The following is a 24,974-nucleotide window of genomic DNA, read 5'->3' as shown; positions in this document are numbered from 1 at the left end:
CATGCGGCCCCCGACGGACGCGGCGGACGTCGTGCTGGCGTGCGGCGAAGTACGCACGGGTCTGCTGCCCTCCTTCCAGCCGCTGGACTCCCGGGCCGCGGCCCATCTCCTGCAACTGCGCGCCGACGAGCGGGTGCGCGTCTCCGAGCGCCCCCAGCTGTACGCGCTCTCGCCGGACACGCTGACGGGCGTGGACTGCCGGCTGCCCGCCGTCGACGGAGCGAAGGTGCGCGTGGTCGGCACCGTGGCCGCTCGCGCCGTGCTGACCGAAGGGCGTGTCCTCCAGGCCACCGCGTACTTCGGAGCGCCGGCCTCAGGCCCCGACCGACGACAGCCGTGGGGCCACTACCTGGTGCGCCCCGGCCTTCTCGAGCCCTTCGGGAAACTGCCGGAGCAGGCCGTGGCGAAGGGGGTGCTGAGGGGACCGCAGAAGGGGGATCTGGATCTCGGCCTGATAGCCGAGGGCCTGCTCGGCCAACTCCGCAGACACCCGCTGCTCGACCAGAACGCCCCCTTCAAATCCGCGGGCACCCGCCTTCGCTGGGTGGCGCGGCGCGCCCCGGACGGTGAAGGCCCCTCGATCACCCGCTTCACTCTCGCCGAGGACCAGCTGCGCACCGTCGAACTGCGCATCCCCGCGGCGCAGGAGGCCTCGGCGGTCGCGGGTCTGTGCGAGGATCTGGCGCTGCACGACTGGCTCCTGACGACGGTCGTGCGGATGCTGGACACCAGCCGCCTCGGAGCGGTGGGCGGGGCCGCGGCGGTTCTGGCGCTTCGGCCGGCCGTCGACCACCTGCTGCACCTGTGGATGCCGACGGCACGAGTGGACCGGACCCTGAGCCCCTTGTGGGAGGTGCTGGAACGGGAGCCCGGATTCAGCCGCCAGTGGCAGACCTCGGTCCAGCGCATCAGGGACCAACTGGCCCTCCAGGCAATACCGTTGCTGCGCGAGGCACTGGCTTCGCGCTGACCGGAGCTATCCCAGTATCGATCCCGGCGGGGGAGAGACAGGAATGGACGGATCGTCAGGGGCGTCGACACCGGCACCGGGTTCGGCGTCCGCGGAGGGCCTGCGCATACCGCCGGTCCTGCTGAAGACACTGGTCACCGCCATCGTGGCCACGATCGCCTATGTGATCACCAATCTGATCGACCAGGACCAGGACAAGCTGTGGCAGATCGCCGTGTCCGTCGTGATCGGCGGGGCGACCCTGATCATTCAGTACATGATCGAGTTCGAGCGTCGGCTGACCCAGGTGGTGGGCGGTCAACGCACCCACGCGGATGACGTCGTGGACCGTCTGACCGCCCATCACGGCGAGATGCAGACCCTGGTCGACCAGAAATTCGCCGACATCAGTGAGGCGACCGAACTCTTCTGCGAGCTCGACCGATCGGTACTGCGCTCCGACGGGGTGCCGCGGTTGGCCCGGAGCGCCACGCGTGTCACCTCGTTGGGACACGGGCTGGTGAGCGCCTTCGCGCACGAGGAGATCGACCGCCTCGCGTCGATGATGGAGAACCTCACGTCGCTGAGTACCGACTGCCCGGGGGAGAACCACGACTGGCTCATGGCGCTCACGAAGTGCGCCAGGGTGACGATGGACGCCACCAGCAGCTTCGTGGAGCGTGACTACTGGAACAGCGAGCCCGCGCTGCGCTATCTGCAGGCTCAGGCGGATGCGATGCAGCAGCGCGGGATGAGCATTCGGCGACTGTTCATCGTCCAGCGGCCGGAGCACGTCGACAACGATCTGCGCCGGCTGTGCGAGTCGCAGAGCGACATCGGCATCGAGACGCGGGTGGTGACCGTCTCCGAACTTCCCCTGAGAGTCCGACGCGGCACGACGAACGATTTCGTCATCTTCGACGACGAGCTCTGCTACGAAGTCGAGCCGGACCTGCTGCAGATGAACGCCAAGACCACGCTGAACGCACGCGAGGACCATGTCAGGCAGCGGATCAAGCGGTTCGCGGAGCTCTGGGACGTGGGCGAGAGCGTCGCAGGCAACTCCGCTGCTTCCACCGGTACTTGAGGGCTGTGCGGTCGCCGGTCCGATGAACTCCGCACTGCCCGGAAAGCCCGGACGGACATCGGGGCCGTGGGCCGGTGACCCCGGCCCCGGGGGACGAATCGTTTCGGCATGATCTATTCCGTAGATTTGGGTGAAAGTCGCACAAGTCGGGGGTCTGGGCGGCAATATGGCCTGATCTTCCGCCGAACCACGGACCCGAGGCCGCTCCATGACCACACCGCAGTCCCCGACGGACCCCTACGCGAGGCGGCAGCATCCGCCGCACCAGGGGCGCCCGGCCGCAGGATCGGGGGACTCCCACCGCACCGCGCTCGTCGTGGCCCTGATCGGTGCCGCCGCCACCATCGTGGCGGCCCTGATCGGACTGTTCGTGCAGCTCAGCGGGGACTCGGACCGGCGCGATGCCGGCTCGACGGTCAGCGGCGCGTCACCCACGTCCGGCGCGTCCGGCGCACCCGGCAGCCCCGGTACGTCCAGCGCGCCGGGTACGTCCGGCCCCTCCGGCCCGTCCGCGACACCCACCCCGTCCGCTACGCCCACCACGCCGTCGGCGGCCCCGGCGCTCGCCGGCATGCCGGAGGCGTTCCTCGGGCGCTGGCAGGGGTACGCCGAGGAGCTCGACGCCTCGGAGACCGACCACTACCGGGTCACCCTGGAGCTGAACCAGGGCTCCCCGCGGGAACAGGTCGGCAGCATCCACTACGCCATGGAGTCCTCCGACTGCTACGGCGTCGTCACGCTGACCGCGGTCGGCGGCAGTGACCGACTGACGCTCGGGGAGGACATCCAGTCGGGCAACTGCGTGAAGAACGGCAGGATCACCCTCACACTGCGGCCCGGCGACACCGTGGACTTCACCTACGAGTCGACCAAGCGCGACGGCACTCAGCAGTCCGTGCGGGCCGGCCTGGACAGGGTCGCCTGATGGGCCACGAAGCCGGCCCAGGCGGCTGACGGGAAGACCAGAGCGGGGCCGTCCGGGACCTTGCTGTCCCGGACGGGGACGACGCCGAGGACTCCGGCGGCCACCTCGACGCAGTCGCCGCCCTCGCCGTTGCTGTAGCTGCTCTTGCGCCAGCGGGCGTTGCTCAGGTCGTACTCGTGCATCGTCTGTAGTCCTCAGCCGCCGATGCGATCAGGGCCAGGGACGCCTTCGGCGACAGCGCGGCGGCCCTGAGCAGATCGTATGCTCGCTGCGTACGCTTCACCACCGCCGGATCATCGACGAGAGTCCCCGAAAACGAGGTCTCTGTATAGGCGGTTGGCGGAGCGTCGTCGAACTCCATGAGCTTCAGCATCCCGAGCATGGCGGCGTGCGCCCCGTGCTCGTAGGGGAGTACCTGCACCAGCGCCTTGTGCTGCCGCGCCGTCTCCATGACGTGCCGGAGCTGCCCGGCCATCGCCTCCTTGCCGCCGATGGGGATGCGCAGCACGTTCTCGTGGAGCACGATCCAGTACTCGGGCCTTGCGGCGTCCGCGAGGATGCGAGAGCGCTCCAGGCGAGCGGTCATCCTCTCCTCGACGTAATCGTCGGCGGCGAAGGGGTTGTTGGCCAGTGTGACCGCACTCGCGTACGCGGCGGTCTGGAGAAGCCCCGGCACGAGCGTCGGCGCGAACTCGCAGATCTTCGTCGCCGTCCGCTCCAGTTCGACGACCTCCGCGAAGTATTCCGCGTACCGCTTGTCGTCGATGAGTTTCCGCCATGTGCGTTCGAAAAAACCCTCGGTTTGCAGGATTTCGTCGATTCGCTGGGCCACGTCCAACTGAGGTTTGCGAATCGCTTGTTCGAACTGGCCGATGTATCCGCCGGACACGAAAACGCGTGCCCCCAACTCCACCTGAGTGAGACCGGCATCCTCCCGGCGCCGTTTCAACTCCGCTCCGAAGAACTCCCACGCCGCCTGCCGCGAACCGTTGGCCATGGCCAACCCCCTTGTACTGCCGCGTACTTGCAGTGCACAGACTCCTGCCGAGTGTAGGCGCACGGCGTCACCATCGAGAGGTGAAGAGTGAAACAGGAAAGGGAAGGGGAGCAGGGTGACGGCAGAACACGGACCACTCGGGGGACGGCACTCGGCGCGTTGCGTCGAAGAGGCGGAGGAAACAGTGAGGGAATTGCGGATGGCACTCGCGAACGCGGGAATTACCTTGCCGTCGCTGCGACTGGACGCGGCATCCCTCGCCCGCGAGGCACCGTGCCCGCGTGTCGAACTGGGGGGCTGCTCCGCCGAGGTCGCCGCCCGGCTCGCGGCGGCGCTGCGATGAGGCCGCCGCGACAGCAGCCGCCGGTCGGCTCGTACGCCGTCGACACGCGTACGGGACGGGTGGGTCTGGTGATGGGGCACGAGGGCCCCTACGTACAGCTCAGACCGCTCGGCGGCGGGAGGGAGTGGGACTGCGACCCGGACGCGGTCCGCGATGCCACCGCCGCGGAGCGGCTCAGCGCGGCGACGGCCTACGCCAACGCACGCAGCCGCGGTGAGGTCCCTTGAAGGGGCGGCGCAGGGACCGCGGGGCGGAGAACCGCGTGACGTAGGGTGCGGCCGCATGGCGATATGGAACCGTCGCGGGCGGAAGGTCACGCGCAAGTACCCCGTTCCGCTCACCATGCACCAGCTGTGGATGGTGTCGCTGAGCGCGCCGGTGAACCGGGACCGGGACGCCTCCCGGACGACCCTGTACCCGTTCACCCGCATCGACGACGACAAGGCCCGGCGCTGGCTGGCCGACCAGTGGGAGATCACCTCGCGCGAGGCGCTGGTCGGCCGCCTCGACGGCCTGGCGCGGTCCGGCTACCGCTCGGGAGCCCGGCGGCGGCTCGGCGTCGAACCGCTGGCGTGGGACGCCGGACTGTACGTGGACATCTCGCGCAGGGGGTTCGCGGCGGGGATGCTGAGCGAGTCCGAGGCGTGGACCGCGCTGAAGAACATCGTGCCGGCGGTGGTGCGGTCGTACGCCTCCTGGTCCGAGTACGCCGACCACTACCTGCTGGGCCGCATGGTCTGGCGCGACAACCTCCGAAGCCGCGGCGGCGAGGACCTCCCGGCACCGCAGGCCGTGTCCGACGCGCACCTGACGTCCCTCCTGGACCCGGCGAACCGGGCCAGCCCCTGGAACATGGCTCCCTGGGAGGCGATCGGCCGCCCCGACCACGGACGCTGAATCCGTACGGGAGAATGGGCCCATGAGTCTGTTCCGCGACGACGGCATCGTGCTGCGCACCCAGAAGCTGGGTGAGGCGGACCGGATCATCACGCTGCTCACCCGCGGTCACGGACGGGTACGTGCCGTGGCCCGCGGCGTCCGGCGCACCAAGTCGAAGTTCGGCGCCAGGCTGGAGCCCTTCTCGCACGTCGACGTGCAGTTCTTCGCGCGGGGCAGTGAACTCGTCGGACGCGGACTGCCGCTGTGCACGCAGAGCGAGACGATCGCTCCGTACGGTGGCGGGATCGTCACCGACTACGCGCGCTACACCGCGGGCACGGCCATGCTGGAGACCGCCGAGCGGTTCACCGACCACGAGGGCGAGCCGGCCGTGCAGCAGTACCTGCTGCTGGTCGGCGGGCTGCGCACGCTCGCCCGCGGCGAGCACGAGCCGCACCTCGTCCTGGACGCCTTCCTGCTGCGCTCCCTCGCGGTGAACGGCTACGCGCCGAGCTTCGGCGACTGCGCGAAATGCGGCATGCCGGGTCCGAACCGGTTCTTCTCGGTCGCGGCGGGAGGTTCCGTCTGCGTCGACTGCCGGGTGCCCGGCAGCGTCGTACCCTCGGCCCAGGCCCTGGAACTGCTCGGGGCGCTGCTCACGGGAGACTGGGAGACCGCGGACGCGAGCGAGCCGCGGTACGTCAGGGAGGGCAGCGGGCTGGTGTCGGCCTATCTGCACTGGCACTTGGAGCGCGGACTGCGTTCCCTTCGGTACGTCGAGAAGCAGTGACTGCAAGCGCAAGCAGCAAGAGGAGACGAGAAGCACATGGCCGTACGCGGGATCCTGGGACGCCAGCGCCGCGAGTACCTGTCGCCCGAACCACACCCGTCAGGCGCCCGCGCGCCGAAGCTCCCCGGTGAACTGGTCCCGGGCCATGTGGCGATCGTCATGGACGGGAACGGCCGGTGGGCCAAGGAGCGCGGACTGCCGCGCACCGAGGGGCACAAGGTCGGCGCCGAGCGCGTGGTGGACGTGCTCCAGGGCGCGATCGAGATGGGCGTCGGGGCGATCTCGCTGTACGCCTTCTCCACGGAGAACTGGAAGCGCTCGCCGGACGAGGTGCGCTTCCTGATGAACTTCAACCGCGACTTCATCCGCAAGACCCGCGACCAGCTCGACGACCTCGGCATCCGGGTGCGCTGGGTGGGCCGGATGCCCAAGCTGTGGAAGTCCGTCGCCAAGGAGCTCCAGATCTCCCAGGAACAGACGAAGGACAACGACCGGCTCACGCTGTACTTCTGCATGAACTACGGCGGCCGTGCCGAGATCGCCGACGCGGCGCAGGCCATGGCGGAGGACGTGAAGGCCGGACGGCTCGACCCGTCGAAGGTCACCGAGAAGACGTTCGCGAAGTACCTCTACTACCCGGACATGCCGGACGTGGACCTGTTCCTGCGGCCCAGCGGCGAGCAGCGCACCTCCAACTACCTCCTCTGGCAGAGCGCGTACGCCGAGATGGTCTTCCAGGACGTGCTGTGGCCCGACTTCGACCGGCGTGACCTGTGGCGCGCCTGCGTCGAATACGCCTCGCGCGACCGCCGCTTCGGCGGCGCCGTCCCGAACGAGGAGCTCATGGCGATGGAGGCGGCCATGAAGGGGCGGCCCGACGCCGAGGGCGTCTGACGCCGATGGACGAGGGGGAGCGCGTCGAGCTGGTGTACCGGGCCACGGCCGGGGAGTTCCGTGAGGCGCTGCGCGTCGCGGAGAACGCCTCGGCCGCCGGGCGCTGGGGCCGGCGCCTCCTGCTCGCCTCCGGCGTCCTCGGGGTGCTCGTCGGTGTGCTGCCGATGGCTCTCGGGGCCTCCGCCGATCCCAGGGTGGCCGTGATGCTCGGTGCGGCGGTGCTGGGCCTCGGGGTGCTGCCGTGGTGGCAGGCCCGGCTCGTCCAGCGGCGCGCCACCGCCCGGGGCGAGTACCGGGCCGTCGTGGACGTGTGGGGGGTGCGGGTCACGCACGAGGAGGGCAGTCGGCTGACCGGCTGGCCGCGGATGGCCCGCTACGCGGAGACGCGTCGCTCCTTCGTCCTGCTGGGTTCCGGGCCCAAGGCGCCCGCCTCGATCCTGCTGCCGAAGCGCGGGGCCGGCAGCCCCCTGGACGTCGAGAGGTTGCGCTCGATCCTCGACCGCAACCTCACCCGCGTCTGACCGGCCCACCCTTCGACGGCGGTCCGGATCCTGCCCGAATCCCGCCCGAGGCCCGCCCGGCTCCCGTGTCGGGGCCGGCGGTCGCGGGCGGGCGGCGTCAGCCCTCGGACGACGGGCACTGCGCGCAGTCCGCGCACGTGCCGAAGATCTCCACGGTGTGCGCGACGTTCACGTAGCCGTGCTCCGTCGCGATCGACTCCGCCCACTTCTCGACGGCCGGGCCCTCGACCTCGACGGCCTTGCCGCACACGCGGCACACCAGGTGGTGGTGGTGCTCGCCCGAGGAGCAGCGGCGGTAGACGGACTCGCCTTCGTTGGTGCGCAGGACATCGACCTCGCCCGCGTCGGCGAGGGACTGAAGGGTGCGGTAGACGGTGGTGAGCCCGACCGAGTCACCCTTGTGCTTGAGCATGTCGTGGAGTTCCTGAGCGCTGCGGAACTCGTCGACCTCGTCGAGAGCCGCCGCCACGGCGGCACGCTGCCGGGTGGAACGGCCCCGAACGGGCGATCCAGCGGTTGTCACCGTTGCCTCCTCACGTCTGCCCTTGCCCGGCCATTGTGCCAGTCCGGGCTGTGCCCGGTCAGACGCCGACGTCCGTCCGTTCACCCCGCGTGGCCGGAATCGCACACTCCGCGGGGTCGCCCGCGGCCTGCGCCGCCGCTGCCGCGCGGGCCCGTCGGCGGGCCAGCGGAGTCGCCAGCGCCGTCAGCGCGATGAATGCGCCGATCGTCAGCAGCACGATGGTCGCGCCGGGCGGCACGTCCTGGTAGTACGACGTCACGGTGCCGCCGATGGTCACGCTCACCCCGATCGCCACGGCGATGGCGAAGGTGGCCGCGAAGCTGCGGCTGAGCTGCTGGGCGGCGGCCACCGGGACCACCATCAGCGCGCTCACCAGAAGCAGTCCGACCACCCGCATGGCGACCGTCACGGTCACCGCGGCCGTGACCGCGGTCAGCAGGTTCAGGGCGCGCACCGGCAGGCCGGTCACCCGCGCGAACTCCTCGTCCTGGCTGACCGCGAACAGCTGACGGCGCAGCCCCAGGGTGACGAGCACGACGAACGCGGCGAGCAGGCAGATCGCCGTCACGTCGGACTCCGAGACGGTGGACAGCGAGCCGAAGAGGTACGAGGTCAGGTTGGCGTTCGAGCCGCCCGGCGCGAGGTTGATGAACATCACGCCGCCCGCCATGCCGCCGTAGAACAGCATCGCGAGGGCGATGTCGCCGCGCGTCCTGCCGTACCAGCGGATCAGTTCCATCAGGACGGCACCGAGGACCGAGACGGCCGTCGCCATCCACACCGGCGAGGTCGACAGGAGGAAGCCGAGGCCCACTCCGGTCATCGCGACGTGGCCGATGCCGTCGCCCATCAGGGCCTGGCGGCGCTGCACGAGGTAGATGCCGACGGCGGGCGCGGTGATCCCCACCAGGACGGCGGCGAGCAGGGCCCGCTGCATGAAGGCGTAGTCGAGGATCTCCATCAGCTCAGCAGTCCCGTCCGGATCGGTTCGGCGTCGTGAGCCGCGTGCGGGTGTACGTGGTCGTGGCCGGGCAGCGCGTGCTGGCCGACCGCCCGCGGGGGCGGGCCGTCGTGCAGGACGCAGCCGTCGCGCAGCACGACCGCACGGTCGATCAGCGGCTCCAGCGGGCCCAGCTCGTGCAGGACGAGGAGGACGGAGACGCCCTGGGCGACCTGCTCGCGCAGGGTCGCGGCCAGCACCTCCTGGCTGGCGAGGTCGACGCCCGCCATCGGCTCGTCCATGATCAGCAGCTCGGGTTCGGACGCCAGCGCGCGGGCGATCAGCACGCGCTGGTGCTGGCCGCCGGAGAGCGCGTCGACGGGGTCCTTGGCGCGGTCGGCCATGCCGACGAGCTCCAGGGCGCGCCGTACGGCCGCGTGGTCGGCCTTGCGCAGCACGCCGAAGCGGGCGCGCGACAGCCGGCCGGACGCCACGATCTCGGCGACCGTCGCGGGCACGCCGCCGGCCGCGGTGGTGCGCTGCGGCACGTACCCGACGCGCTTCCAGTCCCGGAAGCGGTTCCGCGGGGTGCCGAAGATCTCGATGTCGCCGCCGCTGACGCCGACCTGTCCGATGATGCTGCGCACGGCGGTCGACTTGCCGGAGCCGTTGGCGCCGAGCAGCGCGACGACCTCGCCGCGGTGCACGGCCAGGTCGATGCCGCGCAGGACCGGGCGCGAACCCAGCCGGGCGGTCACCCCGCGCAGGGATATGACGGGCTCGCTCAAGGCTTCCTCCATGGCGGTCACTTGGCGCCCAGGGCTGTCTGGAGCGCCTTCAGGTTCGACTCCATGACCTGCACGTAGTCGTCGCCCCTGGACTTGTCGGTGATGCCCTCGACCGGGTCGAGGACGTCCGTCTTCAGGTGGGCGTCGCCGGCGATGGTCCGGGCCGTCTTGTCGCTCACGAGGGTTTCGTAGAACACGGTGGTGACGCCGTCGGCGCGGGCCATCTCCTCCAGCCCCTTCACCCGGTTCGCGCTGGGCTCCGACTCCGGGTCCAGGCCGTTGATGGCCTCCTCGGTGAGGCCGTAGCGCTCGGCGAGGTAGCCGAAGGCGGCGTGCGTGGTGATGAAGACCTTGGTCCTGGTGTTCTTCAGGCCGTCCGTGAAGCGGGTGTTCAGCGCGTCCAGCTTCTTCACCAGCGCCTCGGTGTTCTTCTGGTAGTCCGCCGCGTGGTCGGGGTCGGCCTTCACGAAGGCCGAGCCGACGCCCTTGGCGACCTCGGCGTACTTCACCGGGTCGAGCCAGATGTGCGGATCGCTGCCGCCGCTCTCCTCGCCCTCGCTGTGGTCGTGGGCCGCGGCGTGCCCGCCGACCTCGTTGCCGTGCTTCTCCAGGGAGGTCAGCGACGCGGCGTCGATCTTGGTCTTGACCTCGGACTGCGCCACGGCGTCGTCGACGGCCGGCTGGAGGTTCTTCAGGTAGAGGACGGCGTCCGCCTCCTGGAGCTGCGCGGTCTGCCGCGCGCTGATCTCCAGGTCGTGCGGCTCCTGGCCGGGCTGGGTCAGCGTCGTGACGTCCACGTGCGTCCCGCCGATCTGCTCGGCGAGGTACTGCATCGGGTAGAACGACGCCACCACGTCGAGCTTCCCTCCGCCCTTGCCGTCGGCGGAGGCCGAGCCGGAGCAGGCGGAGAGGGTGCCGAGACCGAGGACGGTGGCGGCGGCCACGGCGGTCCCGGATATGAGGCGTCGCTGTACGTTCATGACAGTCATTTTCAACAAACTTGGAAACGGTTGTCAACAAGCGCTCCGACGGGACCCGGGGCGACCCTGGAGAGAGCGGTTCCGGAAGTCCCGGTGAGCGGATCAAGTGGCAGCAAGCGGCAGGAAGCGACCGGCACCGCGAACCGATTTGATACAGGGGTGGGCCCCGCCGGTAACCTGAAGCATTCGTCCGCCCGTCTCCCGATCTCCACCCCTCACCGAGGCGCTCAGCGCCGCCCCCATCCATCTCCGTTCGTAATGAAGAGAGCACCGTGGCCGCCGACAAGATCGACACCATCGTCAGCCTGAGCAAGCGCCGTGGCTTCGTTTTCCCCTGTAGTGAGATCTACGGCGGCCAGCGCGCCGCCTGGGACTACGGCCCGCTGGGCGTCGAGCTCAAGGAGAACATCAAGCGCCAGTGGTGGCGCTACATGGTCACCTCCCGTGAGGACGTCGTCGGTATCGACTCGTCGGTGATCCTGGCCACCGAGGTCTGGGTCGCGTCGGGTCACGTCGCCACCTTCACCGACCCGCTCACCGAGTGCACCTCCTGCCACAAGCGCTTCCGCGCCGACCACCTGGAGGAGGCCTACGAGGCGAAGCACAACCGTGCCCCGGAGAACGGTCTCGCGGACATCAACTGCCCCAACTGCGGCAACAAGGGCCAGTTCACCGAGCCCAAGCAGTTCTCGGGCCTGCTGTCCACCCACCTCGGCCCCACGCAGGACAGCGGCTCCGTCGCCTACCTGCGCCCCGAGACCGCGCAGGGCATCTTCACCAACTTCTCCCAGGTGCAGACCACCTCGCGCCGCAAGCCGCCGTTCGGCATCGCGCAGATGGGCAAGTCCTTCCGCAACGAGATCACGCCCGGCAACTTCATCTTCCGCACCCGCGAGTTCGAGCAGATGGAGATGGAGTTCTTCGTCAAGCCGGGCGAGGACGAGAAGTGGCAGGAGTACTGGATGCAGGAGCGCTGGAACTGGTACACCGGCCTCGGTCTGCGCGAGGAGAACATGCGGTGGTACGACCACCCGCAGGAGAAGCTCTCCCACTACTCCAAGCGCACCGCGGACATCGAGTACCGCTTCCAGTTCGGCGGCAACGAGTGGGGTGAGCTGGAGGGCGTCGCCAACCGTACGGACTACGACCTCTCCGCCCACTCCAAGGCCTCCGGCCAGGACCTGTCGTACTTCGACCAGGAAGCCGGCGAGCGCTGGACCCCGTACGTCATCGAGCCCGCCGCCGGTGTCGGCCGCGCCATGCTCGCCTTCCTCCTCGACGCCTACGTCGAGGACGAGGCGCCGAACGCCAAGGGCAAGATGGAGAAGCGCACCGTGCTCCGCCTCGACCCGCGCCTGTCGCCGGTCAAGGTCGCCGTGCTGCCGCTCTCCCGCAACCCCGAGCTGTCGCCGAAGGCCAAGGGCCTGGCGACCGCGCTGCGCCAGCACTGGAACATCGAGTTCGACGACGCCGGCGCCATCGGCCGCCGCTACCGTCGCCAGGACGAGATCGGCACGCCGTTCTGCGTCACCGTCGACTTCGACACCCTGGACGACAACGCCGTCACCGTCCGCGAGCGCGACTCCATGAAGCAGGAGCGCGTCTCCCTCGACCAGATCGAGGGCTACCTCGCCGCGCGTCTGATCGGCTGCTGACCGCGCCCCGCGCCTGATCGGCCGCCGGGCCGCACGCCCGCCCGGCGCACACGAGCCCCCGGTTCCCCACGGAACCGGGGGCTCTGTCGCTCAACGCCCCTGGAGCGCCTTGACGTTGTCGCCGAACGTCCAGTTCTTCGAGCCGTCCCAGTTGATCGACCAGGTCATCAGGCCCTTGAGGGACGTGCCGTAGTGCCGCCACGCCTGGGACACCAGGCTCGGCGACATGTAGCCGCCGCCCGCGCCCGACTGGGCAGGCAGGCCCGGGACCTGCTTGTCGTACGGCACCCTGATCGTGGTGCCCTGGACGACCAGCCCCTTGTTCAGGCAGTCGGTCTGGGCGGTGAAGCCCTGCACGGTGCCCGCGGAGTACGAGTCGCCGGAGCAGCCGTACATGCTGCCGTTGTAGTACTGCATGTTGAGCCACCACAGGCGTCCGTTGTCCGCGTACTTCTTCACGATCGGCAGGTACGCGCCCCAGATCGACCCGTACGTGATGCTGCCGCCCGTGACGTAGGCGGTCTCCGGCGCCATGGTCAGACCGAAGTTCGACGGCATCCGGGACAGCACCCCGTCGATGATCCGGATCAGGTTGGCCTGCGACGTGGACGGCTGACCGATGCTGCCGCTGCCGACGAGACCGGTCTCGATGTCGATGTCGATTCCGTCGAAGTTGTACTTCTTCAGGATCGGCACGATCGTGTCGACGAAGCGGTCGGCGACCGTGGACGAGCTGAGGTCGATGCCCGCGGCGGCGCCGCCGATCGACAGCAGGATCGTCTGCCCGGACGCCTTGGCCGCGCACATCTCCGCCGGCGTCGCGACCTTCACGCCCGCGTCCATGCCGTCCTCCCACAGCGCCGTGCCGTCCGAGCGGATGACGGGGAACGCGGCGTTGATCACGTTGTAGCCGTGCGCGGCGATACGGGAGTCGGTGATCGGGGTCCAGCCGAAGGGCGGGTGCACGCCGTTGGACGAACCGTCCCAGTTCTCCCAGTACCCCTGGAGGACCTTCCCGGTGGGGCGGGACTTCACGGCGCAGGTGTCGGCGGCGGACGCGCCGGGCGCGCCGGCGATGGTCATGAGCTGTGCGAGACAGGCCGCCGCGAGTGCGGCGCCCAGCAGACGGATCTTCCGGCGGATCATGCGGGCCTCCCGGGTGGGGGTACGGCGAGGTGTCCGTGGAGCTGGCAAGGAATGTCGTAGGCATGACAGTGCTCGCGGTCCAGACCTTTCGTCAATAGGTCTGGACCAAAGTGGCGGTGAGGTGGGCTGACAAATGACAGATGACAGATATTGAAATCTGTCATCTGTCATGTCAGGCTGGGGACGTACCACCCCCCTCGGGACACAAGGAGTCCTCATGCGCACCCGCACCCTCGGAACCACCGGCCCCCAGGTCTCCGCCCTCGGCCTCGGCTGCATGGGCATGTCCGCGCTGTACGGCGACACCGACCGGGCCGAGTCCGTCGCGACGGTCCACGCCGCGCTCGAAACGGGCGTGACCCTGCTCGACACCGGCGACTTCTACGCCATGGGCCACAACGAGATGCTGATCGGCGAAGCGCTCCGCTCCGCCCCGCCCGCCCTGCGTGAACAGGCCCTGACCAGCGTCAAGTTCGGCGCGCTGCGTGACCCGGACGGCGGCTGGACGGGTTACGACGGCCGCCCCGCCGCCGTGAAGAACTTCGCCGCGTACTCCCTCCAGCGCCTGGGCGTGGACCACATCGACGTGTACCGGATCGCGCGGGTCGACCCCGACGTGCCGATCGAGGAGACGGTCGGCGCGATCGCCGAACTGGTCCAGGCCGGGCACGTACGGCACATCGGCCTCAGCGAGGTCGCCGCCGACACCATCCGCCGGGCCGCCGCGACGGCGCCCGTCGCCGACGTCCAGATCGAGTACTCGCTCATCTCGCGCGGCATCGAGCGGGAGATCCTCCCGGCCGTCCGGGAACTGGGCATCGGCGTCACCGCGTACGGCGTGCTGTCCCGCGGGCTGATCTCCGGCCACTTCACGGCCGACCGGCAGCTCGGCGCGAACGACTTCCGGTCCATGAGCCCCCGCTTCCAGGGCGAGAACCTGCGCCACAACCTCACGCTCGTCGAAGCGCTCCGGAAGATCGCCGAACAGAAGGGCGTCAGCGTCGCGCAGATCGCGATCGCCTGGGTGCTGTCACGCGGCGAGGACATCGTGCCGCTCGTCGGCGCGCGCACCCGCGACCGTCTCACGGAGGCGCTGGGCGCCCTCGACGTCACGCTCGGCCCGGACGACCTGACCGCCATCGAGGCAGCGGTGCCGGTGGGGGCCGCCGCGGGCGCCCGCTACCCGGCGGCCCAGATGGCACACCTCGACAGCGAACGCTGACGGCACCGGCAGGTACGGTCTTCGTCATGGCACCGACCTCCGAGACCCTGACCGCCGAGCGCATCCTCGCAGCCACCGAGGAGGTGCTGCGCCGCCACGGCCCGGCCAAGGCCACCGTGGTGGACGTGGCCCGCGCGCTCGGCGTCAGCCACGGCAGCGTCTACCGTCATTTCCGTACGAAGGCGGCGCTGCGGGAAGCGGTCACCCAGCACTGGCTGGACCGGACGTCCGAGGCCCTCGCCGGCATCGTCGCCGAGGACCGCGACCCCGCGTCGCGGATGCGCGACTGGTTCACCGCTCTGTTCGCGGCCAAGCGCAAGAAGGCGGGCGACGACCCCCAGCTCTTCGCCACCTACCAGGTGCTGATCGGCGAGACCAGCGCGGTCGTCGAGCGGCACATCGCCGACCTCACCGGCCAGCTCACCGAGATCGTCCAGGACGGCGTCGCGCGTGGCGTGTTCGACGCCGCCGACCCCGCCGTCTCGGCCCGCGCCGCCTTCGACGCCACAGGCCGCTTCCACGACCCCTGCTACGCCCGCGAATGGGAACAGCCGGGCATCGAGGCGGACTTCGAGGCGGTCGTCGCCCTGGTCCTGCGCGGCCTGCGCGCCTGACCCGCCGGGCGCCCGGCCCCCGGGCCGCCGGACGCCCGGCCTCGCGTCCCCCTCACGCGTCGGCCGGATCCACCGTCGCCTGATGCGCCTCGGCGAGATGTTCCTCCGCCTTGAGCCATGGCAGGAACTGCGCACCCTTGCGCCAGCCGCACGTGTCGCATCTGATCGTCCGCTGCACGCCCGCGCGTTGCACATGGACGACATGCTCCCGACCGTGCTGGTCCCAGCGGCTCACTTTGCTCGTGTTGATCTGAAGCATGACGCCCTCCAATGACAGCGCTCCGCTCGTGCGCTTAGGAGTGTGCAGCAAGGAGAAGATCAACGGGGTGTCTTCGGCGGCGAGTTGAACTTCTTCGGCGTCAGCTGATCGTGCGCGGCAGGCGGAGGCTCAGTGCTGTGGTCAGGGCCACGCCCGCGAGTTGGACCAGGAGTGTGGTCACCAGGGCGTCCCGCATGCCGTGGGCGGGGACCAGGGCCAGGAAGAGGGAGCCCAGGGTGGCGACACCCAGGGCGAGGGCCGACTGCTGGGTGGTGATCATGACTCCGCTGCCGACACCGGCCCGGGCCGGCGGCACCTCGGAGAGGATGATCCGGAAGATGACCGGCAGCTGGAGGGCCTGGCCGGCGCCCGCCACCGCCGCGCCGGGCAGCAGTTCCCGCACGCCGAGGTCCGGCCAGGACCGCCAGGCGGCCAGCGCCAGCAGCGTCACGCCCACCGCCTGGACGAGACCGCCGACGGTGACGACACGGGTGCCGTGGCGGGCGACCAGCCGGGGCCCGCACAGGGAGACGGCGAGGAAGACGACGGCCATGGGCGCGAGGGCGAGCCCCGCGGGCACCGGACCGAGGCCCGCACCGCGCTGCAACGCCACCGCGATCACGAACATGAAGCCGCTGAACCCGATCGAGAACGGCACGATCATCACCAGGCCGCGGCGCAGCGAGGTCAGCGCGAACAGGCTGGGCGGAACCAGCGGAGTACGGCCGCTCCGGTCCTTGCCGCGTTCGACCAGATAGAACGCCGCCGCCGCGAGCGGGAACAGGGCCAGCGACAGCCAGGTCCACAGCGGCCAGCCCGCCGCCCGGCCCTCGGTCAGCGGAGCGAGCAGGGCGAGCAGGGACACCGCGAGCAGGACCGTGCCGGGGGCGTCGACCGGCTCCGGGTGCTGCGAGCGGGTCTCCGGTACGGCGCGCGCGGCGAGGACCAGGCCGACGATGACGACGGGCACGTTCACGAGGAACACCGAGCGCCAGCCCGTGCCCGCGATGTCCGCGGCGACCAGGACGCCGCCGAGGATCTGCCCGGCGACCATGGAGAGGCCGGCCGTGGCTCCGTACAGGCCCATCGCCTTGGCGCGGCGCGGCCCGCTGGTCGCCGACTGGATGGTCGCGAGGACCTGCGGCAGCATCGCCGCGGACGCCGCGCCCTGCGCGACGCGTGCCGCGACCAGCGTCCAGGCGGAGGGCGCGAGCCCGCACGCGAGGGACGTCAGGCCGAAGGCGGCCATGCCGCCGAGGAAGAACTGCCGCCGGCCGAAGAGGTCGCCGAGGCGTCCGCCGAGGACGAGGAGGACGGCGTAGGCGACTCCGTAGCCGGCGACGACGAGTTCGAGGACGGCTTCGCTCGCGTTCAGGTCACGGCCGATGGTCGGCAGGGCGACGTTGACGATGAAGAAGTCGATGAGGGGCAGTGCCGCACCGAGCAGCACGGTGAAGAGCCCGAGGCCGCCGAGCACGGGTGGGGCGACTCGGGAGCCGGTCGGGGTCGTGAGAGTTCCGGTATCGGTCACGTCCCTCAGCCTTCTCCCCGCCTCAGGCTGGTACCAGAGTCTTCTTATCCTGGTAGAAGCAGTACCTGGAAACAGGTTCCGGTGAGGCTCAGGCTGGAGGCATGACGACGATGGTGCGGGAGACGACCACGACCCCGGCCCCGCGGGCAGCACACCCGGCCCCGGCCGCGCAGGCCGGGACACCGGCCCGCACCCCGGCCGACGCGCCGGCCCCCGCCCCGGCCGGACGGGCCCGCACCCCGGCCCCCGCCCCGCAGCCGGGACCGGCCGCCCCCGCCGTCGACCGACCCTCCGCCACCGCCGCACCCCGCGGCAGCGAGATCAGGCGTCACGAACTCGCCGGCTTCCTCCGCAGCCGGCGCGAACGCATCCCGCCCGAGCAGGTCGGACTGCCCCGCGGCCGGCGCCGGCGCACCCCGGGACTGCGCCGCGAGGAGGTCGCGCAGCTCTCCGCCGTGGGCGTCACCTGGTACACGTGGCTCGAACAGGCGAGGGACATCCAGGTCTCCGAGCAGGTCCTCGACGCGCTGGCCCGCACCCTGCTGCTGGACGCGAGCGAGCGTGCCCACCTTTTCCAGCTGGCGGGCGCCGTCGACCCCTCGCCCGCCGCGCAGTGCCCGACGATCACCCCGGCGCTGCGGCACATGCTGACCCAGCTGGAGCCGGTCCCCGCCTGCATCCAGAACAGCCGGTACGACATCCTCGCGTACAACAGGACGTACGCCCGCCTGCTGATGAGCGACCTCGACGCGGTGCCGCCCGAGGACCGCAACTGCATGATCCTCGTCTACACGAACGCCGAGTGGCGCAGGTCGATCGTGCAGCTCGACGACGCGATGCGCATGATGGCCGCGAAGCTGCGCGGCTCGATGGCCGGACACCTCGGCGAACCCGCCTGGAAGATGCTGGTCAAGCGGCTGACGACGGAGTCCGCGGAGTTCCGTGAGCACTGGGAGCGGTACGAGGTGGTGGGCGGCGCCCGCAGCAGGACCAAGCAGTTCCTCAACCCGTACGTGGGGCTGGTCACCGTCGACCACACCGACCTGTGGCTCGCCCCCGACCTGGGGGCCCGCATGGTGACGTACGTCCCGACGGACGAGGAGAGCCGTGAGCGGCTGGAGCGGCTGCACGCCCTCGCGCCGGCGGACGGGAATCCGGAGCGGGACGCCGGGCCCGCGTGACGGCTGCCCGTGACGGCCGGTCGCGGTCCCCTGCACCGCGCGCCGGCCACGTCAGGGAGGTGCCCGGCCTATGATCGGCGCGGCCGTCGGAGGCCGGAGGGGCCCCGCGCGCCCTTCACGCTCGTCTGGCACCACGCCGACGTGGCCCGGCGGGCCCTGGCGGGCGTCAGCGTGGACAGGGACGGCGAGCTGGAGTACTTCGAGGCGGTGGTGCCGTTCCTGGAGCGGCTGGGCGTCACCGTGGTGCTGCGCCAGGACCGACCCTCTAGGCGCTTACGCCCGCCGGGTCCCGTACCTCCGGGGACTCCTCCGACACCAGCCGCGCGGCCGTGTCCTCGGCCGTCCTGCGGGCCCAGCGTCCGCTGGTCAGCGCGCCGAGGACGAGGACCGCGAGGCCGCACGCGGCGATGATCCACCAGCCGGGCCGGGCGGCCGACACGAACGTGTCCCGGTAGGCCGCCCCCTGTACCCCCGACGCCAGCACGGCGCCGACCACGGCGACCCCGAGGGTGCCGCCGATCTGGCGGCTGGTCGAGGCGACGGCGGCGGCGACGCCCGCCTGGGAGCGGGGCATGCCGGAGACGGCGGTGTTGGTGATGGGTGCGTTGACGAAACCGAAGCCGAGCCCGAACAGGACGTAGCCGACGACGAGCGTGACGTTCGACGTCTCGGCCTCGAAGGCCGCGAACAGAACGCCGCTCGCCGACATCGCCACGCCGGCGATCAGCAGCGGCAGGCGCGGTCCCCGGCTGCCGACCACCCGTCCCGACAGGGGGGCGCAGACGAAGCACAGGGCGGCCATCGGCAGCATCCACAGACCGGCGTGCAACGCGTCCAGACCGCGCACGTTCTGCAGGTAGAGCGTCGACAGGAAGAGGAAGCCGCTGAGCGCGGCGAACGCGCTGACGGCTATGACCGTGGCCCCGCTGAACGGCGCGGAGCGGAAGAAGCGCAGATCGATGAGGGGTTCGGCCCGTCGCGGCTCGAACCACAGGAGGCCGAGCAGCGCGGCGACGGCGATCGCGCCGAAGGCGAGGGTCTTCGGGGCACCGGAGCTGGGCGCCTCGATGATCGCGTACGTCAGCGAGCCGAGCAGCGCGATGACCAGCAGCTGTCCGACCGGGTCGGGGCGGCGGGCCTTGGGGGCGCGGGACTCGGGGACGAAGCGCAGGGTGAGCAGCAGCGCCGCGAGGCCGACCGGGAGGTTGATCCAGAAGATCGAGCGCCAGCCGACCGAGTCGACAAGGAGGCCGCCGACCAGGGGGCCGGCGGCCATGGAGATGCCGACGACACCGCCCCACGCGCCGATCGCGCGGGCGCGCTCGCGCGGGTCGGTGAAGGTGTTGGTGATGATCGACATCGCCACCGGGTTGAGCATCGAACCGCCGACCGCCTGCACCATGCGGAAGACGACGAGGGATTCGAGGTTCGGGGCGAGGGAGCACAGGACCGAACCGAGGGTGAAGATCACCAGGCCCGCGGTGAAGACCTTGCGGCGGCCGATGCGGTCGGCGGTCGAGCCCGCGAGCATCAGCAGCGAGGCGAGGACCAGGGTGTAGGCGTCGATGGTCCACTGCAGGCCCGCGACGTCGGCGTGCAGTTCCCGCTGCATCGAGGGGAGGGCGACGTTCAGGACCGTGTTGTCCAGGCTCACGATCAGCAGGCTCATGCAGCAGATCGCGAGCACCAGCATCCGGTGGCGGTGGCTGAGCTCGGGCATCCACCCAGCGTACGCCTTTTTCGATAGTGCGTCTAACTAATGACCGGTACACGATCTTGGCCGCGGGGTGAGACCGGATCCCCGTACGAGCACCCGCCGGCGTACGCGACAATGGGGGAATGTCCACGCCCACCCTCGCCCCCGCGTCCCCTCTGTCGATCGGCCCCCACACGGTGCAGCCGCCCGTCGTCCTCGCGCCCATGGCCGGGATCACGAACGCGCCGTTCCGCACCCTGTGCCGCGAGTTCAGCGGCGGCAAGGGCCTGTTCGTCAGCGAGATGATCACCACGCGGGCGCTGGTCGAGCGCAACGAGAAGACCATGCAGCTGATCCACTTCGACGCGACCGAGAAGCCGCGCTCGATCCAGCTGTACGGCGTGGACCCCGCCACCGTCGGCAAGGCCGTCCGCATGATCGCGGAGGAGAACCTCGCCGACCACATCGACCTGAACTTCGGCTGCCCGGTCCCGAAGGTGACCCGCAAGGGCGGCGGCTCCGCGCTCCCGTACAAGCGGAACCTGCTGCGGGCGATCCTGCGCGAGGCCGTCGCCGGCGCCGGCGACCTCCCGGTCACCATGAAGATGCGCAAGGGCATCGACGACGACCACATCACCTTCCTGGACGCCGGGCGGATCGCCGTCGAGGAAGGCGTCACGGCGATCGCGCTGCACGGCCGGACCGCCGCACAGCACTACGGCGGCACGGCGGACTGGGACGCCATCGCGCGCCTCAAGGAGCACGTGCCGGAGATCCCCGTCCTCGGCAACGGCGACATCTGGTCCGCCGAGGACGCGATCCGGATGGTCCGCGAGACCGGCTGCGACGGCGTCGTCGTGGGCCGCGGCTGCCTCGGCCGGCCCTGGCTCTTCGGTGACCTGGTGGCCGCCTTCGAGGGGCGCGCGGAGTTCGCCCGGCCGACGCTGCGCGAGGTCGCGGACGTCATGGTCCGCCACGCGACCCTGCTCGGTGAGTGGATCGGCGACGAGGCCCGCGGTGTCATCGACTTCCGCAAGCACGTCGCCTGGTACCTGAAGGGCTTCGCGGTCGGCTCCGAGATGCGCAAGCGCCTCGCGATCACCTCGTCGCTCGCCGAACTCTCCGAAGGACTCGCCGAGCTGGACCTCGACCAGCCCTGGCCCGCCGGCGCGGACGGGCCCCGCGGCCGCACCTCCGGCAACAACAGGGTCGTCCTGCCGGACGGCTGGCTGAAGGACCCGTACGACTGCGCGGGGATCAGCGAGGACGCGGAACTGGACACGTCCGGGGGCTGACCCGGTCCGTGCGCCCGGGGCCGGCCGGCCCCGGGCTACGCACCTCCCACGGCGGTGAGCAGCGCCAGCGGAGCCGCCGCCGACCTCGACTCCCGTACGCACGCGTGCGGGTACGGCACCGGCTCGCGGTGCGTGTCACGGCCGTAGCCGGCGAGGACCTCGGGGAGCCGGTGCCCGGCGGCGGTCGCCGCGTCGACCAGCCCGTGCGCGACCGTGCGGGCCTCGTCGTGCAGGCCGTAGCGGGCCAGCCCCAGCGTGATCAGCGCGTTGTCGTGCGGCCAGACCGAACCGCGGTGGTACGACATCGGGTGGTACGCGGGCTGTCCCGCGGCGAGCGTGCGTACGCCCCAGCCCGAGAAGAAGTCCGGTTCGAGGAGGCGGCGGCCCACCAGTTCGCCGTACTCCTTGTCCAGCAGACCGGACCACAGGAGATGGCCCGCGTCCGAGGCGAGCGCGTCGACGTGCCGGCCGTCGCCGTCCAGCGCCAGCGCGGGGAAGCCGTGCTCGGACATCCAGAAGTCCCGCTGGAAGCGGTCGCGCAGATCGGCGGCGGCCTGTTCGAGCAGGGCCGCGTAGACCTCGTCGTCCCAGACCGTGCGCGCCAGTTGCGCGGTGCGGCGCAGGGCGTCGTACGCGTACCCCTGCGCGCCCGCCGCCATCACCGGGCCGGTGGGGCGGCTGCCGTCCGCCGAGCAGATCGCCCCCGGCGAGTCCTTCCAGTTCTGGTTGGCGAGGCCGCCTCCGTCCGCGCGGTAGACGAGATAGCCGCGCGAGGTCAGACCGCCGTGGTCGAGCATCCAGCCGATCGCCGCACGGGCGTTGGCCTCCAGGCGGCGGGCCGGCGCCGTGTCGCCGGTCTGCTCCGTGTACGCGCCGAGCAGCACCAGGAACAGGGGAGTCGCGTCGACCGAGCCGTAGTACCGCCCGTACGGCACCTGCCCGAAGTGCGCCAGTTCGCCGTGCCGCACCTCGTGCACGATCTTGCCGGGCTGGGCCACCGCCCCTGCGCCCGTCTCCGTCGCCTGGGTCGCGGCGAGCGCGGGCAGCGTGGCGGCGGCGAGCCCGGGACGGTACGGCAGGGCGAAGAGCGAGGTCAGCAGGGCGTCCCGGCCCAGCAGGGTGAGGAACCACGGGACCCCGGCCGCGGGCACCCGCAGCTCCTCGCCGTCCGGACCCGTCGCCGGGACCTGGAGCACGGCCAGGTCGGACAGGCCGCGCGCACAGGCCGCGGCCAGCTCCGGCCAGCCGGTCGGGAAGGGCACTCCCTCCGCGAACTCCCCTTCGAGTTCCAGCAGTTGCTCGTTGGCGGCGGCGGGGGACAGCGGCACGCGCGGCGCCACGACGGCGCCGTGCGGACGGGCGGCGACGCGCAGCGCCAGCTCCGCCGAACCGTGCGGTTCGAGTTCGAGCGTCCACACGAGGCGGCGGGCGCCCGTGCCCGTCTCCTCCACACCGTCCGGCGCGGGCTCGGAGGTGACCGTCGTACAGGACCGCCACTCACCGCGCCGGTAGCTGAACTCCACGCCGTCGTCGAGGACCTGACGCTGCCGCACCACGCCCGTCTTCGCGTACGTGCGGTGGTCGGAGCGCAGTTCGAACTGGTCGGTGAAGTCGGCGTCCGCGGTGACCGCGATACGGACCGTGGTGGGCGTCGGACGGTTGCTGGTGACGCGCAGCGCCTCCACGAACGCGCCCTCGGCGACCGCCTGTTCGCGGAAGAGCGTGCAGGCGGGCGGCTCCGTGCGCCCGCCGCGCGGCACCAGCACACAGCGTGCCGTGTCGCCGTCCGCGACCGGCGTGAGCGCCTCGGGCACCGCGCCGTCCACGGTCAGCTGCCAGCGGCTGAGGTGCCGGGCGTCCCGCACGAACAGCCCGTCCGGCGAGCTGCCGCCCCGTACGCCGCTGATGTCCCCGCCGTCGCCCACGGCGGCGAACGTCCCACCGTGCACGAGCAGATGATGCCGGTCCGTCATCCCCGGTCCCCTCCTTTGGCGCCCGTGTCGCATGCGCTGTGTGCCGTCGTGTCGTGTGGTGTTGCGCCCTGTGTCCTGTCGAACGCGTCGCGGCCCGCCGGGGACACGAATCGGTCCGCCCCGAAGGGGTCGTGCAGCAGATCGAGCGTCAGCGCGGCCGTCCAGCTGAAGCCGAGCGCTCCGCAGGCCTCGCCGGTGTACGGGTCCACGTACTCCGCGAATCCGGACTCCGCCGCGGTGTCGAGCAGCGCGGCCCGCAGACCGTCCGCCCGCGCGTGCTCCCCGTGCAGCCGCAGGCCGCGCTCCAGCAGCCAGTTGGTGTTGAACCAGGCCGGTCCGCGCCAGTACCGGTGCGGGTCGAAGGCGTCCCCCGCGAGGTCGTAGCTCGGTACGAGCCGGGTGTCGCCGCCGAGTCCGAAGTGCGGGCCGCTCGCCGTGCGGACCAGGGCGGCGGCGATGTCGCGCGGCAGCGCGGGCAGGACGATCGGCAGCAGCCCGGCCACACTGCGCTCGCGGATCAGCGCGCCACCCGGAGAGCGCCGCTCCGTGCCGCGAGCACTGCTCTGCGAACGCTGCTCGGTGTCGTGAGCATCGCTCCGCGAACGCCGCTCCGTGTCGGGAGCACCGCTCCTACCCCCGTCGTGCACGTCCCGGCAGAAGAACATGCCCGCCGCCGGGTCCCACAGCCGCTCCACCAGGGCCGCCGTGAGGCGTTCGGCGCGGGCGTGCCGGGCGGTGCCCGCCGCGCCCAGCTCCTGCGCGATGCACGCCAGCGCGTGCTCGGAGGCGATCAGCAGCGCGTTGAACGCGGGGTCCTCGACGGCGAACGCGCCGCCCCCGTCCGCGTATCCGCCGTCCCGGTAGTCGGCGGCCAGCCGCACGTACCGCCCGTAGTCGAGATCGGTCGGCCGGTCCTCGGCGGACCCGTGGTCGAGGTCGGCACGGCGGAAGGAGCGGGCCGGCGCCGGGGTGACCCGGCTGAGCGGGGCGTCCCAGCAGGGGCTGTTGTCCATGCCCTGCTCCCAGGGGTGGACCACGGAGGCGAGGCCGCCGCCCCCCAGGTCCCTGCGGTGCAGGAGATAGCGGTGCCAGGCCGCGAGACGGGGATACATCCGGGGGAGGAACGCGCGCGCCCACGACAGGCCCGGGTCCGCGCGGTGCACCAGCCAGACGGCGAGCGCGTGCACCGGTGGCTGCACGATGCCCGACGTCTGTACGGTGCGCGGGGCGCCCGCAGCGCGCCCCGCGGTCGAGGAGCGCCAGAAGTCGGGGCTCGGGAAGTACGCGTCCAGCGGGACGGAGGGGTTGAACACGATGTGCGGGACGCGTCCGTCGGCCCACTGGGCGCCGAGCAGGGTCTCCAACTCCGTCTGGGCACGCAGCGGGGACAGGTGGCGCAGGCCGATCGCGATGAACGCAGAGTCCCAGGACCACTGGTGCGGGTACAGGCCGCGCGAGGGCACCGTGGACGTGCCGGTCCAGTTGTCGTCGAGGACGCGCGCGGCCCCGAGGTGCATCGAAGCGGCCGGACCGGCAGGGTCGTATACAAGTGATCCGGACCGGGAAGTTCCGCCCGTGCCGGGCGGGAGTGGCGGGCCGGAGGCGTGTGCGGGAGTGCCGGAGGTGTGCAGGGGGGTGGCGGTCCCCGTGCGCAGGGCGGTGAGCTGGGTTGTGCGGTCCACTCAGGTCTCCCCGAAGACGTCCGGCCGACCGGTTCGGCAGTGGCTACCGTAGGGTTACGTCTATTTAACACGCAAAACTCAATATGTAATGCAGAGTTGAGGAA

Annotated in this window: 26 protein-coding genes; 14 read left to right on the top strand and 12 right to left on the bottom strand. The window is 71.2% G+C overall.

The window, feature by feature from the left end; all coding sequences use genetic code 11:
* The first annotated feature begins 1 nt into the window (after position 1).
* From BKI49_RS11705 to BKI49_RS35270, 3 genes are all read left to right on the top strand, one after another.
* Positions 2–970, top strand: a complete 969-nt coding sequence (locus BKI49_RS11705) for an SCO2521 family protein (RefSeq protein WP_095934188.1) — start codon at positions 2–4, stop codon at positions 968–970.
* Positions 971–1,013: 43 nt separating this feature from the next.
* Positions 1,014–2,036, top strand: coding sequence for a DUF6879 family protein (locus tag BKI49_RS11700; RefSeq protein ID WP_095934187.1), 1,023 nt, complete (start codon positions 1,014–1,016; stop codon positions 2,034–2,036).
* A gap of 208 nt (positions 2,037–2,244) precedes the next feature.
* The gene (locus BKI49_RS35270) at positions 2,245–2,961 is read left to right on the top strand and encodes a hypothetical protein (RefSeq protein WP_095934186.1); all 717 of its coding nucleotides are present in this window, start codon (positions 2,245–2,247) and stop codon (positions 2,959–2,961) included.
* Here the strand turns inward: BKI49_RS35270 and BKI49_RS11690 are convergent.
* Positions 2,922–3,143, bottom strand: coding sequence for a DUF397 domain-containing protein (locus BKI49_RS11690; RefSeq protein WP_095934185.1), 222 nt, complete (start codon positions 3,141–3,143; stop codon positions 2,922–2,924). The genes BKI49_RS35270 and BKI49_RS11690 overlap by 40 nt on opposite strands.
* Positions 3,125–3,958 (bottom strand): helix-turn-helix domain-containing protein, encoded by an 834-nt coding sequence (locus BKI49_RS11685; protein ID WP_095934184.1) that lies wholly within the window; start codon positions 3,956–3,958, stop codon positions 3,125–3,127. Before BKI49_RS11685 ends, BKI49_RS11690 begins: the two co-directional genes overlap by 19 nt.
* Positions 3,959–4,157: 199 nt before the next feature.
* On the opposite strand from BKI49_RS11685, the gene BKI49_RS36305 reads away from it, so the two are divergent.
* From BKI49_RS36305 to BKI49_RS11660, 6 genes are read left to right on the top strand one after another with little or no spacing between them, the layout of a single operon-like run.
* Positions 4,158–4,301, top strand: a complete 144-nt coding sequence (locus BKI49_RS36305; protein ID WP_179332407.1) for a hypothetical protein — start codon at positions 4,158–4,160, stop codon at positions 4,299–4,301.
* Positions 4,298–4,528 (top strand): hypothetical protein, encoded by a 231-nt coding sequence (locus BKI49_RS11680; RefSeq protein ID WP_095934183.1) that lies wholly within the window; start codon positions 4,298–4,300, stop codon positions 4,526–4,528. Before BKI49_RS36305 ends, BKI49_RS11680 begins: the two co-directional genes overlap by 4 nt.
* Before the next feature lie 55 nt (positions 4,529–4,583).
* Positions 4,584–5,198 (top strand): DUF1266 domain-containing protein, encoded by a 615-nt coding sequence (locus tag BKI49_RS11675; RefSeq protein ID WP_095934182.1) that lies wholly within the window; start codon positions 4,584–4,586, stop codon positions 5,196–5,198.
* A gap of 22 nt (positions 5,199–5,220) precedes the next feature.
* The gene (gene recO, locus BKI49_RS11670; protein ID WP_095934181.1) at positions 5,221–5,970 is read left to right on the top strand and encodes a DNA repair protein RecO; all 750 of its coding nucleotides are present in this window, start codon (positions 5,221–5,223) and stop codon (positions 5,968–5,970) included.
* A gap of 36 nt (positions 5,971–6,006) precedes the next feature.
* A complete protein-coding gene (locus BKI49_RS11665; protein WP_095934180.1) occupies positions 6,007–6,864 on the top strand; it encodes an isoprenyl transferase in 858 nt (285 codons plus the stop codon).
* Between the two features lie 5 nt (positions 6,865–6,869).
* Positions 6,870–7,385 carry a hypothetical protein gene (locus tag BKI49_RS11660; protein WP_095934179.1) on the top strand — a complete coding sequence of 172 codons (516 nt, stop codon included), beginning with the start codon at positions 6,870–6,872 and terminating at the stop codon, positions 7,383–7,385.
* Positions 7,386–7,482: 97 nt separating this feature from the next.
* Here BKI49_RS11660 and BKI49_RS11655 read toward each other — a convergent pair whose 3' ends face one another.
* The 4 genes from BKI49_RS11655 to BKI49_RS11640 are packed head-to-tail and all read right to left on the bottom strand — an operon-like array spanning position 7,483 to position 10,616.
* Positions 7,483–7,908 carry a Fur family transcriptional regulator gene (locus BKI49_RS11655; RefSeq protein WP_095934178.1) on the bottom strand — a complete coding sequence of 142 codons (426 nt, stop codon included), beginning with the start codon at positions 7,906–7,908 and terminating at the stop codon, positions 7,483–7,485.
* Positions 7,909–7,966: 58 nt separating this feature from the next.
* Positions 7,967–8,869 (bottom strand): metal ABC transporter permease, encoded by a 903-nt coding sequence (locus BKI49_RS11650; protein WP_095934177.1) that lies wholly within the window; start codon positions 8,867–8,869, stop codon positions 7,967–7,969.
* On the bottom strand, positions 8,869–9,648 hold the full coding sequence (locus BKI49_RS11645) for a metal ABC transporter ATP-binding protein (protein WP_095934296.1): 780 nt from the start codon (positions 9,646–9,648) through the stop codon (positions 8,869–8,871). The genes BKI49_RS11650 and BKI49_RS11645 overlap by 1 nt, the downstream gene beginning before the upstream one ends.
* Before the next feature lie 5 nt (positions 9,649–9,653).
* A complete protein-coding gene (locus BKI49_RS11640; protein ID WP_095934176.1) occupies positions 9,654–10,616 on the bottom strand; it encodes a metal ABC transporter substrate-binding protein in 963 nt (320 codons plus the stop codon).
* A 272-nt stretch (positions 10,617–10,888) separates the two neighbouring features.
* On the opposite strand from BKI49_RS11640, the gene BKI49_RS11635 reads away from it, so the two are divergent.
* The gene (locus BKI49_RS11635; protein ID WP_095934175.1) at positions 10,889–12,271 is read left to right on the top strand and encodes a glycine--tRNA ligase; all 1,383 of its coding nucleotides are present in this window, start codon (positions 10,889–10,891) and stop codon (positions 12,269–12,271) included.
* A 90-nt stretch (positions 12,272–12,361) separates the two neighbouring features.
* Here the strand turns inward: BKI49_RS11635 and BKI49_RS11630 are convergent, their stop codons facing one another.
* Positions 12,362–13,417 (bottom strand): chitinase, encoded by a 1,056-nt coding sequence (locus tag BKI49_RS11630; RefSeq protein WP_095934174.1) that lies wholly within the window; start codon positions 13,415–13,417, stop codon positions 12,362–12,364.
* Positions 13,418–13,634: 217 nt separating this feature from the next.
* On the opposite strand from BKI49_RS11630, the gene BKI49_RS11625 reads away from it, so the two are divergent.
* Both BKI49_RS11625 and BKI49_RS11620 read left to right on the top strand, forming a co-directional pair.
* Positions 13,635–14,639: an aldo/keto reductase gene (locus tag BKI49_RS11625; RefSeq protein ID WP_095934173.1), complete on the top strand. Its 1,005-nt coding sequence runs from the start codon at positions 13,635–13,637 to the stop codon at positions 14,637–14,639.
* Between the two features lie 26 nt (positions 14,640–14,665).
* Positions 14,666–15,253 carry a TetR/AcrR family transcriptional regulator gene (locus BKI49_RS11620; protein WP_095934172.1) on the top strand — a complete coding sequence of 196 codons (588 nt, stop codon included), beginning with the start codon at positions 14,666–14,668 and terminating at the stop codon, positions 15,251–15,253.
* 52 nt (positions 15,254–15,305) lie between these two features.
* On the opposite strand, the gene BKI49_RS11615 is transcribed toward BKI49_RS11620, so the two are convergent.
* Positions 15,306–15,512, bottom strand: a complete 207-nt coding sequence (locus BKI49_RS11615) for a hypothetical protein (protein WP_028804569.1) — start codon at positions 15,510–15,512, stop codon at positions 15,306–15,308.
* 100 nt (positions 15,513–15,612) lie between these two features.
* Positions 15,613–17,043, bottom strand: a complete 1,431-nt coding sequence (locus tag BKI49_RS11610) for an MFS transporter (RefSeq protein ID WP_095934171.1) — start codon at positions 17,041–17,043, stop codon at positions 15,613–15,615.
* Between the two features lie 101 nt (positions 17,044–17,144).
* Between BKI49_RS11610 and BKI49_RS11605 the strand changes: the two genes are divergently transcribed.
* Entirely contained in the window at positions 17,145–18,224 is a 1,080-nt protein-coding gene (locus BKI49_RS11605) for a helix-turn-helix transcriptional regulator (protein WP_257004720.1), read from the top strand.
* A gap of 265 nt (positions 18,225–18,489) precedes the next feature.
* Here BKI49_RS11605 and BKI49_RS11600 read toward each other — a convergent pair whose 3' ends face one another.
* The gene (locus tag BKI49_RS11600; protein ID WP_095934170.1) at positions 18,490–19,944 is read right to left on the bottom strand and encodes an MFS transporter; all 1,455 of its coding nucleotides are present in this window, start codon (positions 19,942–19,944) and stop codon (positions 18,490–18,492) included.
* Positions 19,945–20,063: 119 nt separating this feature from the next.
* On the opposite strand from BKI49_RS11600, the gene dusB reads away from it, so the two are divergent.
* Positions 20,064–21,215, top strand: coding sequence for a tRNA dihydrouridine synthase DusB (gene dusB, locus BKI49_RS11595; RefSeq protein ID WP_095934169.1), 1,152 nt, complete (start codon positions 20,064–20,066; stop codon positions 21,213–21,215).
* 35 nt (positions 21,216–21,250) lie between these two features.
* Here the strand turns inward: dusB and BKI49_RS11590 are convergent, their stop codons facing one another.
* Together BKI49_RS11590 and BKI49_RS11585 are read right to left on the bottom strand one after the other, a co-directional pair.
* The gene (locus BKI49_RS11590) at positions 21,251–23,188 is read right to left on the bottom strand and encodes an amylo-alpha-1,6-glucosidase (protein ID WP_095934168.1); all 1,938 of its coding nucleotides are present in this window, start codon (positions 23,186–23,188) and stop codon (positions 21,251–21,253) included.
* On the bottom strand, positions 23,185–24,870 hold the full coding sequence (locus tag BKI49_RS11585) for an MGH1-like glycoside hydrolase domain-containing protein (RefSeq protein WP_095934167.1): 1,686 nt from the start codon (positions 24,868–24,870) through the stop codon (positions 23,185–23,187). The genes BKI49_RS11590 and BKI49_RS11585 overlap by 4 nt, the downstream gene beginning before the upstream one ends.
* Positions 24,871–24,974: the final 104 nt, after the last annotated feature.

Origin of the sequence: Streptomyces sp. Tue6028, from assembly GCF_002300165.1 — a bacterium.
Classification (GTDB): domain Bacteria; phylum Actinomycetota; class Actinomycetes; order Streptomycetales; family Streptomycetaceae; genus Streptomyces; species Streptomyces siamensis.
The sequence above is the reverse complement of the archived record's forward strand: the minus strand, read 5'-3'. Positions and strand labels throughout refer to the sequence as shown.